The following is a 13,547-nucleotide window of genomic DNA, read 5'->3' as shown; positions in this document are numbered from 1 at the left end:
TTGCTGATCTCGTTCCTACGTACGGAGAATCCCCATGTCTTTACCGGCGGAGCGCCCCTCACCAAAGTCGGGCCCTGCATGCGTCATCGTCACCACCCAGGACAACGTCACCGCGGACCTGGTCATCCCCATGATCGAGCGGCGCGCTGCGCGCGTAGTCCGGCTGGACCTGGCTGACTTTCCTCACCACGTGCGGCTGACCGCATCCGGCCCGGACTGGGCCGGCATGCTCAGCGTGCGCGACCACCACGTGCGGCTGGAGGACATCCGCACGGTGTGGTGGTGGCACCCGCAGCGCGCCCGTCTCCGCGCCGGCGCTGGCATGTTGCCGGAACAGGCCGAGTGGGCCAGCAATGAAGCGACCGCCGGGGTGACCGGCGTCCTGGCCGCCCTGCCGGACTGCTTGCACGTCAACCACCCCACAGCCACTCATGCCGCGCAGTCGAAACCAGACGTGCTCGTGCAGGCTCCGCGGTGCGGCCTCCCGGTGCCGCCCACATGGATCGGCAACCAGCTCGAGGGTGCCCGCCAGTTCGCGCGCGACCACGGCGACCTGATGTGCAAATCGATCGCCAGCCCAACGGTTCTGCACGGCGATTCGATATCGCGCTTCTTCACAACCCCTTTGAGTGCCGACGGACTTGACACAAGCATCACGGCCTGTGCGCACCAGCTCCAACAGAAGGTAGCCAAAAAATTCGAGGTGAGGCTGACCTCGGTCGGCGGAAAGCTCTTCGCCGCCCGGATCGACACCCATTCCGTAGCCGCGCAGTCCGACTACCGAGCCGACTACGACGCCCTGACGTATACCTCCATCCCGGTGCCGGACGCCGTCCGCTCCGGAGTCTCCCGGCTGCTGGCTCACTACCGGCTCCACTACGCCGCGATGGACTTCCTGGCCGACGCCGACGGCCGCTGGTCACTCGTCGACCTCAACCCCTCCGGCATGTTCGCGTGGATCGAACAGGCCCTGCCCGAACTGGAGATCACCGCGGAACTCGCCGGGCTCCTGGCCGTAGAGGAGGCCGCGTGAACCCCCCAACCGCCATCCCGGACAAGGTGCAGATCCTCGCCTTGGTGAAGACGTCCCTCTGCTGGAACCTGAACAGCAGCGATGATCTGCCTGCCCTCGCAGTCAGCCTCGACGTGCTGGAGCAGTGCACGTCCTACGGACAGGCCCTGGAAGGCGACCTTCGCGAAAGGTGCGACGGACTGCCGGTGCAGTCGGCAGCCTACCGCCGCGCCCAGGAGACGCTGGGCGAGGCCGGCCGGCGGCTCCACGGTCCTGCGCCAGCCCGCACAGCATTCGCAGCAGCGCGCCGAGCGCAGAACGTGGCGCGCCTTGTACAGACCCTGCTCCGAGTCACGGGGAGTGCTGCCCCGGTGGAGCCGGGGAGCCGTACGTGACCCAGTCATCCACCCGTCGGCGCAGAGACTGGCTCCTCCGTCCCTCGGTCGCGCGGATCGACAACTTCTTCCTGAGCGGATCCGACCACTACCCTCCGGACCGCCACCTCGCCGGACTCCTCTACGAGGAGGCGCCGTGGCTTCCGGACATGGTGCTGATCAACCAGCAGCACCGCCCCAAGGCCGTCACCGCTCTCGCGCGTGATCTCGGGATCCGCCGGTTCGTGGACCTGGGATGCGGGCTGCCCTCTGCCTGGAACAGACGACTCCAGCAAGCCGGATCTACCTACGACGCCGCCAGCGCCGTCCACCCGGACGCTCATGTCGTCTACGTGGACAACGACCCGATGGTCGGCGGGCACGCACGCATGACGCTGTGCGAAAGCGTCCCGGGCACGGCTTCGGTCGAGGCCGACATCCGCCAGATCCACGCGCTGCTCCAGCACCCCCGGATCGAGGGCCTCCGCACCGAGCCGGTCGCCGTGCCCCTGCACGACCTGCTGCCGTGGATGTCCGATGAGTCGGCATGGACCGTGATGACCGCCTTGCACGTATGGCTACCAGCCGGCAGCGCCATCTCCGTGACCCACACGTCGAGCGACATGGCACCGGAGGCGATGAAAACCCTCACCAACCACTACGCCAACGCCGGCATCACCTACCGGCCGCGCACGCTGGACGAGATCAAGACCCTCCTGGATCCGTGGACACCCCTCCCACCCGGCATCACGCCCACCTCACAATGGCCCACCCCCAGCAGGAAAAGCACCGCTCTCAGCCTGCGTACACCCCACCCCGGCCACTCCTTCGCCTACGCCGCCCTCGCCGTACCGGGAACCCCGTCGGACCCAGCGTCGCCCACCGCCGCTCGAACGCCGAAGGCGGCATCATGAGCAGCCAGACACCTCCACCGGAGCCGGAGCGCAGCATCCGAACGGCTACCGGCAGCCTGGCCCGGGCGCTGAACGACGCGGGCTGGCCAGCCACACCGCAGTACGAGGACAAGACCATCACCGTGATGGTGGTGTCCGTCCAGGACATGTGGGACGAGGAGTCCGGCGATGAGCGACTCGTGCCCGATCCGGCCCTGCCCTTAAACGAGTTCCTGCAGCGGAACAACGTGGATGCCACGGTGCACGCGCAGGGCCACCGCCTGCGCCTGACCGTGGCGCGCACAGAGGACGCCGACCGGCTGGCGGACATCGTCGCCGGCACGATGCGCGCGCCCCACCGGGCCGCACTGGCACTCAAAACAGCTCTGAGGGATGCCGGTCTGGTCCCCTCGTCCAGGCTCGCGGTCGCGGTCGTCAGCGGCATGGTCGACGTCGGGGACCTGGACCTGGAGGCCGCACTGCGGCTGCGGGACCTGCTCGACAGTCATCCCGAACCGCGATTCGACGCGGACCACGCCACCTGGCACACCGTGGAGGAGATCGCCGCGCTGGTGGGGCGACTGCTCGCGCGCTTGTGCGGCGAGGACGTTCCGGTCACGGCCGCTCCGGCCTGCATGTCCTGCCACCTGGCGCGTGAGCACCAGGTCACAGTCGGACAGGTGAGTCCGCCCGCGGCGCAGCAGCTGGCCCACGCCATCGACGCGGCCACCGCCGGCCACGAGGAGCCGCACCCATGCGCTTCCGTCCTGGGGCGCGGAAAGAGCGACCCGCACGCAGTGGAGCGAGGCGACCGCTCGTGACGCCCGGCCCTCATCCCCTGACCGTGCCCAACTGGCTCCCCCGCCGTGAGGGTGCTCGCGACCACCTCGCCTTCGGCCACGAACCCCCACTGTGCCTGGGCGCGAATTCGCCCGCATCTGAATCCGGATCGCCCTCGACGCGCCCTTCACCCGCTCCCCCGCCTTCGCCTGGCCATCGCCCCCGATCAGCCCCTGCCCCATCTCCGACGGCCACCTGCAGCTCCCCGTCCAACCGGCCACCCCGGCCGCTTGACCACCCTCAACTGACCAGGACCCAGATGACCACCACCATCACACCCCTCACCCCCGCCCAGAAGCGAGCTGCCGAGCTCGTGATCCAGGGTCTGAGCAACAGTGAGATCGCCATCGAGGGATGCCTGTCCCCCGACACAGTGATCTTTCACATCACCTGCATGCGCCAGAAGCTCAACTGCCCGCCTCACGCATCTCGCCCGGTCCTCGCGCACGCGCTTCTCCTGCACCGCCAAGTCCCCACACCGTCGATCCCGGCGTCACGCCGGAAATTCACGCCGAACGAGGACCAGCAGAAGTTGCTGAAGGCCATCGCCGAGCACTCCAAAACGGCCGGCATCGCCCGCGCCGCCGGCATCGCCCCCGCCGGCATCGCCCCCGCCGACGTCAAGTCCCTCACGAAGAACCTCCTCAGCGCTGCAGGGGTCGCCAACTCCACGCAACTCGTCGCCTGGGGCCATGCCATGGACCTCCTTGGCACCAACGGACAGAACGCCCCAGGCCCGTCCGCGGCTCGCGTGGGAGCGGCACGATGAGCACCACCACCACCACCATCGCGACCGCAGCCAAGGCCGAGACGCAGACGGGCCGCCAACCGCCCAGTCGCACGCTGCGCCCGCGCGGATACGGCCAACGGCCTGAACCGGAAGAGCCCTTGCCCGCACCGGGCTTCGACGCACTGAAGACCTTGCGTCTCACGATGAACCGCGTGGCCCTCGCCGCTCCGGGCCCGCTGGAGGTGGTGCTGTACGCCCTGACCGGACCCAATCGGGAAACGCACGGTGACCTGAGCGCCGTTCGGGGATACGCCGCGGCAGAGCACCTGACCGTCAACGGCCCGCCCATCGTGGATGCCCTTGATGACGTCGACGCGCGAACCGGCGCCGAGAACCCCCTCCTGCGGCGCGGCTACGCCCGCGCACTGCAGGTGCTGGCCGACCCCAACTGCCCGGTGCGCGGGGTGGTCGCGGTTAGCCGCACCTCGATCACCCTCGCCGACCGCATCTACCAGGACCAGCTGACCTGGTACGCCGCCCAGAGTGCCGGGCTGTGGCTCGTACGCGGCGAGACCCCGATCTGACCCCTGCCCCTTCGAGGACGATCGTCCACCATCCGCTCAAGGAGATGAAGTCTTGACCTTTCCCGAGACCGCTGACGACGCCGATGTGATCCGTGTCGCGTGCTGGAACGTGGAGCATAACGGCCTGCCCGGTCACACCGCCGGCGGCGACGACCGGCGCTGGCACCTCGCGCACGAGGTCCTGCGTGCTCACCGGCCGCACATTGTGCTGCGCCAGGAGTTGACGCTCGCCCACCTCGACGGCAAGCGCACTCTGCACGAGGAGGGCAAGGCGCTCGGCTTGTCCGCGGTGATGGCCCCGGGCAACCCTGAGAGCCCCAACCCCACGGGCGTGTTGTACGACCCGCAGATCTTTGCCCTGCACGCGGAATACACGCACGTCACGAACGGCTGGCACCCGATCTGCAACCCGGTCCTCACGCTGCGCGGCGACACCGAGGCCACCAAGCCGCTGTCTCTCGCCTCGTTCCACCTGTGCCCCTACGACCCCGCGACCCGGGAGACCGAGGCCAAGCGCCTACTCACCCTCGGCAGCCAGAAGCGCACCGCCATCATCGGCGGTGACTGCAACTCCTATCCGCACCGCATCGCCGCCGAAAGCGTGCCGCTGCCCGACTGGGACGAGGTGACGGATCCGGCGCATTTCGAGCACCGCACGGTCCGCACCGCCTTCGGCAGGATCTCCGACACGATCCCCGACGAGGTCTTGGCCAGCACCAAGCCCGGCGGCGGCCGCATCTTCGTCGAGCTCGGTCATCACGCCGCCACCGAGCTCGCACAGCCCAGCGCACTGGAAGCGACCGCGAGCCTGTGGCGCACCGGGAAAGGGCACCGCAGCCGCATCGACCGGATGTACTGCACGGCCGACCTCGCGTCGGCGCTGCGGTCCCTGGAGGTCTTCGCCGACGACACGGTCGCCGAGGTCTCCGACCACGCCCTGGTCCTGGCCACCTTCGACCGCGAGGCCTTCCGCCGCGTCCTCACCCCCGCCCGGTGAGCCCCGACGCGTCCGTCCACCGTCGAGACCACGAACAGGGAATGCCGTCTGTGACTGATGAAGTGCGCGTCGCCTGCTGGAACATCGAGCACAACGGCCGCGGCCGGAGCGGAGGCGACGACCACCGCGACCTCGCCCGCGACATCCTCGCCTCCATAGAACCGCACATCGTGCTGCGCCAGGAGCTGACCGGCGCGTGGGACCGGGGGAAAGCCGACCTGTACGCCGAGGCCAACCGGCTCGGCGGCCTCACGCCCTTCATGGCCGCGCCGCGGGAGGGGCGCAGCAAGAACCCGGTCGGCGTGATGGTCGACCCCACCCTGTTCTTCGTCGACGGCGAGTTCGAGCACGACCTGCCGTGGAAGCCGATCTGCAACCCCCGCGTCCGCCTCAAGGGCTGCTCCAAGTCGCTCGACCTCGCCTCGGCGCACCTGTGCCACTACGACCCGGACCTGCGCGCGACCGAAGCGAGGCGGCTCACCACCCTCGCCGACAGCGGCCGCAGCGCCTTGGTGGGGATGGACGCCAACAGCTACCCGCACCAGCGGGCGTTGGAGGTCGTGGCGCTCCCGGACTGGGACAGGGTTGAGGACCGCGTGCACTTCCAGCACCGCACCATCGAGCGCGACGGCCGGCGCGTATCGGACACCCGACCGGACGAGGTCCTCACCGGCGGCAATCCCGTCTTCACCGACCTCGCTTTGCACGCCAGTACTGTTCTCGGCCAGCCCGGCGCACTCGCGGCGACGGCGAGCCTGAAGCGCACCGATCAGGGGCCTGCCCAGCGGATCGACCGGGTGCTCGGCACCCCTGACCTCGCCCCGGCCCTCCGCGCTTTCGACGTTCTGGCGACCGACGAGGTGCGGGAGGTGTCCGACCACGCTCTGTTGGTCGCCCGCTTCGACCTCGATGTTCTCCGCCAGGTTCTCACGCCCGTCCGCTGACACTTCCATCTCTGGGGGAAAGCTCCATGCTCATCAACGCGTTGATCTGCAACTTCTCGGATCGGGGCCGGGAGCTTGCGAAGGCCCAGAACTCATTGGTAAGTCCAGTTCTGGCCGGTCCCGCGGTACTCCTCTACAGGGACCGGTTGCACACCCGGTCGCATGCGCTCGCGGTACAGCGCGCCGCCCAGGTGGTCGACCTCGTGGTGGACGAGCCGGGACAGGCCGTGGGTGAACCGCGACAGGTGGGTGGAGCCGTCGAGGCTGCTGTGAGCGACGACGATGCTCAGCGGGCGAGGCACGAGTCCTCGGACGTCGAAGAAGCTGAGGCAGCCTTCGTCTCGACGTTCAGATCCCCTGGCTGCCACACGCCGACCGGGCCCGCTGGGCAGAGGACCTGGCCCGCCACATCGAGACGACCCTCGCGGACATCCGATGACCGCCCCCGTCCGTGCCGGACTCCTCGGATGCGGCATGATCGCCGACGAGTACGCCGCCACCCTCAATGCCAGCGCCAGCGTCCACCTCACCGCCTGCGCCGACCTGAACCACGAGCAGGCGCAGGAGTTCGCCGTCCGGCACGGCTGCGCGGCCGTGCCCGTCGCAGACCTCCTCAATCCGCAGCGCGTCGACCTCATCGTGATCCTCACTCCGCCGCACACCCACGCCGAGCTGGCCGAGCGAGCCACCACCGCCCGCATCCCGGCGGTCTGGATCGAGAAGCCCCTCAGCACCGACCCCCGCGCGGCGAGCGCACTGATCGCCCAGGCCGAGCGGACGGGGACACTGCTCGGCGTCGCACCGGACACCCTGCTCGGCCCTGCGCTCCAGACGGCCTCAGCAGCACTGCGTGACGGCCTCATCGGTGACCTACGCTCCGCAGCGGCCACCCTGCTCAGCACCGGCCCGGAACGCTGGCACCCCTCCCCCGCTGCCTTCTACACCCAACACGCGGGCCCTCTGGGAGACATGGGCCCCTACTACCTCACCGCCCTCGACTTCCTCCTCGGGCCGCTGCGGGTGTCCGCCGCCACCGCCCGCACACACGCCGAGCGGCACATCCGCTCGGGCCCTCACGCGGGACAAGCCTTCCGCGCCGAAGCCCCGACGTATGTCGCCGCGCTCCTGGAGACCGACGACCACGTACCCGTCACCCTCACCGCCAGCTTCGACGCCGCCGCCACCCACACGCCCCACCTGGAGATCCAGGGCACTGAAGGCACCCTCGTCCTTCCCGACCCAAACTTCCACGACGGCCAGGTCCTCCACCACCCTTACGGCTCCCGCGAGGCCAGCACCCTTACGCAGACCGCCACCGCCCTGCCCGGCACCCGCGGCGCGGGGGTGCTGGACCTCGCCGAGGCACTGCGCGAGAAGCGGACCCCGGCCTGCACCGCCGAACGAGCGACCCGAACCGTCCACCTCACGCACGCGATCCTGCGCGCAGCCTCACCGACCTTCCCGTCCCAGCCGCCCGCGCACGACACCGCGTCGGCCACCGCCCACTAACGAGGAGCCACACCCGTGTCCTACAGAGCCGTCATAGTCGACTTCGGCGGAGTCCTCACCACCAACCTCGACCTCAGCGCCTGCGCCTTCGCCCGGGAATGCGGACTCCCCGACGACGCCTACCTCCACGCCGTCACCGTCCACCCCGAGGGCCGCCGCCTGTACGCGGAACTCGAGCTGGGCAACATCACCCAGGACACCTGGAACGCGGGCATCGCCGCGCTCATCGGGATCGACGGAACCGACCTGATGCGCCGCGCGCTTTCCACGCTGGCGCCCGAGCCTCTCGTCGTGGAAGCCGTCCAGGCCATCCGCCGGGCCGGTCTGAAGACCGCAGTGCTGTCCAACAGCATGGGCAGAGCCCGTTCAACCCCTACGAACGGTGGGAGCTGACGGACAGCCATGACGTCGTCGTGCTGTCCGAGCAGGTTCGGCTGCGCAAGCCGGACCCGCGCATCTACCAGCTCGCCCTGGATCAGCTCGGGCTGCGGGGCTCGGAGTGCATTTTCGTCGACGACATCGCCACGAATCTGCCTCCCGCCCAGGCCCTCGGGATCACGACGATCCACGCCACGGACCCGACACACACCGTGCAGCAGCTGCGCAATCTTCTGGGCCTCCCCTTGCCGGGCGCGCGCAGCACGCACGACATCGGCCCTGCGGCCATCCGCAGCTGAGGGGCGTCCGGGGCACAGGCCCAGCACCTCCTGCACACTCCGTGACCCATCCGCGGTAGCCGGAGGACCTGGCTGATCCCGCCACGAGCGCGCAAGCCCCTGATCGGGTGTCGCCCGTCGTCAACCACTCGAACGTGTGGGTTCAAAAGCGACCAGGCAAGCACCGCTTGCCTCAAGAGCCTCGCCCGTATCTGCGTTCGAGAGATTCGCCCGTCCGGGGCCGTGACGGCCCCGGATTCGGCGCGTTCTTAGAGCACCAGTACCAACCAGCCGCCCAGACGGAGGACACACCATGAACACTGAGCCCGCTCCCACTCATCGCCCCGGATTCGAACAGCGGCGGCGGTCCCCGCTGGCTTCACCGACTTGCGGACTTCGGCCGTCCGACGTCTACGCGCGCCGCTCAGCACGGCTGGATACGAGGTGGACCGCATGAGCGAGCCCACCCATGCAGCGGCCAGCCGCCACGGCGGGACCGGGGCGCGCCGCCACGCCCCTTCGGCGCTGTCGCCCGCCACCCACGACGGTGGCTGCCGGGCGGCATCTTCCAGGATTCTGCCCGTCAGCCGGCCTGTCCCGGCAGTGAGGACCGCGGTCACCGGGTGCCGGTCATGACCGATCCGCTGCGCCCGGCCGCACCGAGCGCCCGATCCGTGCCGCACGCCCGTACCGAGCCCTTCGGCGCCGAGCACGTCGTGATCGGCGCGCCTGGCTGCGGATCCTGGATGCGCGCGGAGCCGGTGGGCCACCGGCGCTGGAGCGTGACCGTCCAAGGGCCGCGGGACATCTGGAAAGAGATCCAGGACCTCGCCGACCGGTGGCGGGCCGCACGCTCCCCCGACCGCTACCGCCTCTACTTCGACGCGGACGGCGGGCAGCGGGCCGCGTCCGAGTGCGGACGCCTGTCCTGGCAACTGCCCATCGCCCGCCCGCTTGATGAGGGAGCCACCTCGTGACCTACCCTGACGGGCCCCTTCCGGGCCTTGCACCGGAGCAGGAGGCCATGTTCGAGGGCGCGGCGTTGACCTACGCCCGCCACCGCCCCGGCCTGCCGGACGCGGCGGTGCGACTGCTCGCCGACACGCTGCGGGGCCGACCGTCCCCGGTGCTGCTCGACCTGGGCACCGGAACCGGGCAGGTGCCCTTCGCGCTCCTGTCCGCCGGCGCTGACCTGACGCACATCGAAGCGGTCGACGTCAGTCCGCAGATGCTGCATCAGGCCAGGCAAGCCCTCACCCCCGTGCTCGGCCACTGCACCCTCAGCCTGGTCCACGCGGCGGCCGACGCCTACGAGCCGCTCGCGACGCTGCCCGGAGAGCCGGACTCCGGCCCGGACCTGATCACCTGCTGCCGTTCCTACCACTGGATGAACGGTGAGGCGGTCCTGGAGATGGCCGACCGGGTCGCCACACCGGGCGCCGCGGTGGCGATCATGGGCGACGGGAGCCTGTGGACTCACGACGCCGACTGGACCCGTGCGCTGCGCGAGTTGATCCAGCGCTACCTGGGCGCCGAGCGCCGGGCGGGCGCCCGGCGTTCCTACGCCGAGCCCCGCCGCTCGTACGAGGAGGACCTCGCCGCCTCGGCGTTCAACGACGTCACCGAACACCTCTTCCCGGTGACCCGCACGTGGGCGCCGCACGAGGTGCTCGGCTACCTGCGCACCACGTCCTTCGCCGGGCCTGAGCTCTTCGCAGAGCGGCACCAGGCGTTCGAGGACGAGGCCCTCGCCCTTCTCCACGCGCACGCGGTGGACGGGTCTCTGGTCGAGGAAGCGGCGTTCAGGGTTCTGCTCGCCCGGCGTCCGGAGGGAGCGCGATGAGCGGCGGGCAGCGGCACACCGAGCCGGTGGACGTCCACCTGATCCTGCGCCGGGAGACCGCCGACGGGCCTCAGGTTCTGTTGTCCCGGCGGGCCGGGCAGGTGTACGCCGCCGGCCTGTGGCACCTGCCGTCGGGGCATCTGGACGGTCCGCATGAGGACGTGGTCACCGCCCTGATCCGCGAGGCGCGGGAGGAGACCGGGGTCGTCATCGACCAGGCCGACGTGCGGGCCGCCGTGACCGTGCACCACCGTAGCCCCGGAGGTGCCTCCCGTACCGGGCACTTCTTCGAGGTCCGGCGGTGGAAGGGCGAGCCCGGGATCGCGGAGCCGGACGTCTGCGACGCGATGGACTGGGCACCCCTTCACGCCCTGCCCGCCCAGATGGTGGCGTACTGCCGTGCGGGCCTGGACGCCTACACCGCCGGCGCGCGCCTGGCCGTGCACTTCCAACTGCCCGGCGACAGCATCGCCTTCGACCCCGGCGCCGACCGGCTGCGCCTCGTGCCGGACGTGACCGGCCAGACGTCTACCGCCCGTCCCGACGCCGCGGTCGTGAAGTTCGCGGAGCAGGCGGTCGGCCGGATCACGCAGTGGACGGATACGTCATGGGCGCGCGAGGAGAGCCGCGTATGGCGCGTCCACGGCGTCCAGGGCGGCACCTGGTACGTGAAGGTGCACCAGAACGAGCGGTTCCACGGCCGGGAAGTGCGAGGGCTACGGACGTGGGCGCGGGAGCTGGGGGCGGCCGCCCCCCGGCTGGTCGCCGCCGACGAGACACTGCGGGCGGTGGTCCTCACCGCGGTGCCGGGCCGCCCGCTGCACGGCGCTGTCCTTGCCCCGGAGCGGGAGAGGGAGGTCTTCCAACGGATCGGCGCGCTGGCCCGCCGCATCCACCAGGCCTCTCCCCCACGGCCCGCTCCTGCCGGCAGCGGCCCAGCCGTCACCAAGGCCGACCGGCACCTGGCCGGGGCGCGGTCTCATCTGCGCCCGGGTGATGAGGAGTTCGTCCGCGAGCTCGTGCGGCAGGCCGAGGCCCTGCCACCGCTGGAGTGGGTGGAGACCCATGGAGATTTCCAGCTCAGAAACGTCCTCGCCACTTCTGACGCCGGTGCCGAGACGGACGACCGTGAGGACTTCGTGGCGGTGATCGATTTCGAGCGTAGTGAGCCGGGCCCGGCCGTGCGGGATCTGGTCCGTCTGTCCGACGCCTGGGCCGGCCGCGACGACCTGTTCGAGGCGTTTCTGGCCGGGTACGGCAGGACCCTGACCGCCGCCGAGGAGGCCCGGCTGGTCATCGACGCAGCTCTGGATTCCGTGAGTGGGATCGCCTACGGCGCCGCCCACGGTGACCCCGAGCTCGTCGAACGCGGCCGGCGGACGCTGGCCCGGCTGCGCGCCGAGCACCGTGCAGCCCTCTCACCGACAGGAGATGAGACGTGAACGCCGACACGGCACCCACTACCGCGGCCGAGCCGCGCGACGCCGACGGACGGCCGCCGGTCCGCACGGCAACCGCCGCTGACGCCGAGGCCATCACCCGGATGCGCTCCGAACATGTCCTGTCCGCACCGTTCACCGAGGACTGGCTCCGGCGGTGCACGGACGAGCTGGCGCCACGGCTCACGCCGGGGGGAGACGCCCGGGCCGTCGTCATCGACGCCCCGGACGGCACGATGGCCGCCTGCGCCCTCGGCCTGATCCACCCCGTGCTCCCAGCCCCGGCCTACCCCCGAGGCCGGGCCGCCCGCGTACAGCTCGTCGCCACCCAGCCCGAGTTCCGCCGCCGCGGCTACGCCCGGGCCGTCGTGTCCGCACTCCTGGACCACCTCGCCGACGTCGAGGAAGTGACGCTGTTCGAGCTGCACACCAGCCCGGAGGCCGCGCCCCTGTACCGGGAGCTCGGCTTCAGCGGCAACCCGGCACTGATGCGGATGACCCGCCACCACCATCTGGCCGGTGCCGTGCCCGGTGCGCAGCCGGAATCGACGTGGGTGCCGCCGCAGCAGTACGCCGACGCACTGCCCCGGGCGGCCGCGTACGTGTGCCTCTACGTCACCGACGAGGACGACCGGCCGCTCCAGCTGCACTCCGTCTACTCCCCCGGCCACCCCTGGCACATGATCGGCGGCGCGATGGACCTGGGCGAGCGGCCCTGGGACGCGGTGGTGCGCGAGTGCCGGGAAGAGACCGGCATGACCGCCGCAGGTCTGCCCCGGCTGCTGGCCACCGTGTACGGGCAGCCCCGGGCGCAGCGTCCGTACAGCACGCTGCAGCTGATCTTCGACGGCGGCCGCCTCACCGCTGAACGGATCCGGGGCATCACCCTCAACCCGCGCGAGCACGACGAGGCCCGCGTCCTGCCCCTGGCCGAGTGGGAGGCCTTGATGCCGACCCGCGATTTCACGCGGCTGTGCGCCGTGGAGGAGGCCCGCCGCACCGGCGTGGCCGCATACGTCGACACCTGGGGAAACGCATGACCACCAGCAGCATCGTCTTGATGTCCGACCCGCGGGTCGCCGCGATCCCCGTCCAAGAGCGCGGCGAGGCCCTCCTCGACGCCCGGGTGCACGGCTTGATGGTCGACGACCGCAAGCAGGACGCTGCGGGCGCCTGGGCCCACATCCGCCGGGGTGTGCTCACGCGGCTCCAGCAGGCGCAAGCGCTGCTACCCGGCGGTGTGCGGCTGCTGTTCATTGAGGGTTACCGGCCCCCGTCTCTGCAGCGCCGGTACTTCGAGGAGTACTCCGATGAGCTCGCGCGCGCCAACCCGGACTGGCACGCTGCCGAACTCCGGGAGGCAGCCAGCCGCTTCGTGTCGCCTCCGGAGATCGCGCCGCACTCCGCCGGCGCGGCCGTCGACGTGACCCTGATCGACCACCAGGGCCGCGAGCTGGACATGGGCACACGCGTCAACGCCTCCCCGGAGGAGTCCGACGGCGCCTGCTACACCGACGCCCCCGGCCTCAGTGTCCGGGCCCGCACGAACCGGGCCACCCTGGCCGGCGCGCTGTCCACCGCAGGCTTGATCAATTACGGGACCGAGTGGTGGCACTGGTCGTTCGGCGACCGGTACTGGGCGCTGCAGACCCAGCAGCCCGCCGCCCTCTACGGTCCCGTCGAACTGCCCTGACACCGACCACCCCACCCTTCACGAACAAGGAGC

The 13,547-nt window shown here is 70.7% G+C and carries 17 protein-coding genes; 16 read left to right on the top strand and 1 reads right to left on the bottom strand.

Going from position 1 to position 13,547, the window contains the following annotated elements; translation table 11 throughout:
* Positions 1-34: 34 nt before the first annotated feature.
* The 8 genes from OG285_RS32195 to OG285_RS32160 all read left to right on the top strand — a co-directional run bounded on the left by OG285_RS32195 (position 35) and on the right by OG285_RS32160 (position 6,374).
* Positions 35-1,033, top strand: coding sequence for an MvdC/MvdD family ATP grasp protein (locus OG285_RS32195; RefSeq protein WP_371792990.1), 999 nt, complete (start codon positions 35-37; stop codon positions 1,031-1,033).
* Positions 1,030-1,407, top strand: coding sequence for a DUF6415 family natural product biosynthesis protein (locus tag OG285_RS32190; protein ID WP_371792989.1), 378 nt, complete (start codon positions 1,030-1,032; stop codon positions 1,405-1,407). Before OG285_RS32195 ends, OG285_RS32190 begins: the two co-directional genes overlap by 4 nt.
* Positions 1,404-2,300, top strand: a complete 897-nt coding sequence (locus OG285_RS32185; RefSeq protein WP_371792988.1) for an SAM-dependent methyltransferase — start codon at positions 1,404-1,406, stop codon at positions 2,298-2,300. Before OG285_RS32190 ends, OG285_RS32185 begins: the two co-directional genes overlap by 4 nt.
* Positions 2,297-3,100 (top strand): hypothetical protein, encoded by an 804-nt coding sequence (locus OG285_RS32180; protein WP_371792987.1) that lies wholly within the window; start codon positions 2,297-2,299, stop codon positions 3,098-3,100. Before OG285_RS32185 ends, OG285_RS32180 begins: the two co-directional genes overlap by 4 nt.
* Before the next feature lie 278 nt (positions 3,101-3,378).
* On the top strand, positions 3,379-3,888 hold the full coding sequence (locus OG285_RS32175; protein WP_371792986.1) for a LuxR C-terminal-related transcriptional regulator: 510 nt from the start codon (positions 3,379-3,381) through the stop codon (positions 3,886-3,888).
* A complete protein-coding gene (locus tag OG285_RS32170; protein WP_371792985.1) occupies positions 3,885-4,433 on the top strand; it encodes a hypothetical protein in 549 nt (182 codons plus the stop codon). The genes OG285_RS32175 and OG285_RS32170 overlap by 4 nt, the downstream gene beginning before the upstream one ends.
* A 52-nt stretch (positions 4,434-4,485) precedes the next feature.
* A complete protein-coding gene (locus OG285_RS32165) occupies positions 4,486-5,430 on the top strand; it encodes an endonuclease/exonuclease/phosphatase family protein (RefSeq protein ID WP_371792984.1) in 945 nt (314 codons plus the stop codon).
* 50 nt (positions 5,431-5,480) lie between these two features.
* Positions 5,481-6,374, top strand: a complete 894-nt coding sequence (locus OG285_RS32160) for an endonuclease/exonuclease/phosphatase family protein (RefSeq protein ID WP_371792983.1) — start codon at positions 5,481-5,483, stop codon at positions 6,372-6,374.
* 92 nt (positions 6,375-6,466) lie between these two features.
* On the opposite strand, the gene OG285_RS32155 is transcribed toward OG285_RS32160, so the two are convergent.
* On the bottom strand, positions 6,467-6,850 hold the full coding sequence (locus OG285_RS32155) for a peptide deformylase (RefSeq protein ID WP_371792982.1): 384 nt from the start codon (positions 6,848-6,850) through the stop codon (positions 6,467-6,469).
* Between OG285_RS32155 and OG285_RS32150 the strand changes: the two genes are divergently transcribed.
* The 8 genes from OG285_RS32150 (at position 6,810) to OG285_RS32115 (ending at position 13,514) form a co-directional block, all read left to right on the top strand.
* On the top strand, positions 6,810-7,883 hold the full coding sequence (locus OG285_RS32150) for a Gfo/Idh/MocA family protein (protein ID WP_371792981.1): 1,074 nt from the start codon (positions 6,810-6,812) through the stop codon (positions 7,881-7,883). The genes OG285_RS32155 and OG285_RS32150 overlap by 41 nt on opposite strands.
* Positions 7,884-7,898: 15 nt before the next feature.
* The gene (locus OG285_RS32145; RefSeq protein ID WP_371792980.1) at positions 7,899-8,276 is read left to right on the top strand and encodes a hypothetical protein; all 378 of its coding nucleotides are present in this window, start codon (positions 7,899-7,901) and stop codon (positions 8,274-8,276) included.
* 20 nt (positions 8,277-8,296) lie between these two features.
* A complete protein-coding gene (locus OG285_RS32140; RefSeq protein WP_371792979.1) occupies positions 8,297-8,560 on the top strand; it encodes an HAD-IA family hydrolase in 264 nt (87 codons plus the stop codon).
* Between the two features lie 611 nt (positions 8,561-9,171).
* Positions 9,172-9,516, top strand: a complete 345-nt coding sequence (locus tag OG285_RS32135) for a hypothetical protein (RefSeq protein ID WP_371792978.1) — start codon at positions 9,172-9,174, stop codon at positions 9,514-9,516.
* Positions 9,513-10,382 (top strand): class I SAM-dependent methyltransferase, encoded by an 870-nt coding sequence (locus tag OG285_RS32130; RefSeq protein WP_371792977.1) that lies wholly within the window; start codon positions 9,513-9,515, stop codon positions 10,380-10,382. The genes OG285_RS32135 and OG285_RS32130 overlap by 4 nt, the downstream gene beginning before the upstream one ends.
* Entirely contained in the window at positions 10,379-11,824 is a 1,446-nt protein-coding gene (locus OG285_RS32125) for a phosphotransferase (RefSeq protein WP_371792976.1), read from the top strand. Before OG285_RS32130 ends, OG285_RS32125 begins: the two co-directional genes overlap by 4 nt.
* Positions 11,821-12,861, top strand: a complete 1,041-nt coding sequence (locus OG285_RS32120) for a GNAT family N-acetyltransferase (RefSeq protein WP_371792975.1) — start codon at positions 11,821-11,823, stop codon at positions 12,859-12,861. Before OG285_RS32125 ends, OG285_RS32120 begins: the two co-directional genes overlap by 4 nt.
* Entirely contained in the window at positions 12,858-13,514 is a 657-nt protein-coding gene (locus OG285_RS32115) for a M15 family metallopeptidase (protein WP_329155960.1), read from the top strand. Before OG285_RS32120 ends, OG285_RS32115 begins: the two co-directional genes overlap by 4 nt.
* Positions 13,515-13,547: the final 33 nt, after the last annotated feature.

It is taken from the genome of Streptomyces sp. NBC_01471 (assembly GCF_041438865.1).
In the GTDB taxonomy this organism is placed as follows: Bacteria; Actinomycetota; Actinomycetes; order Streptomycetales; family Streptomycetaceae; genus Streptomyces.
Note: the sequence above shows the minus strand (reverse complement) of the source record. Positions and strands in the feature narration are given on the sequence as shown.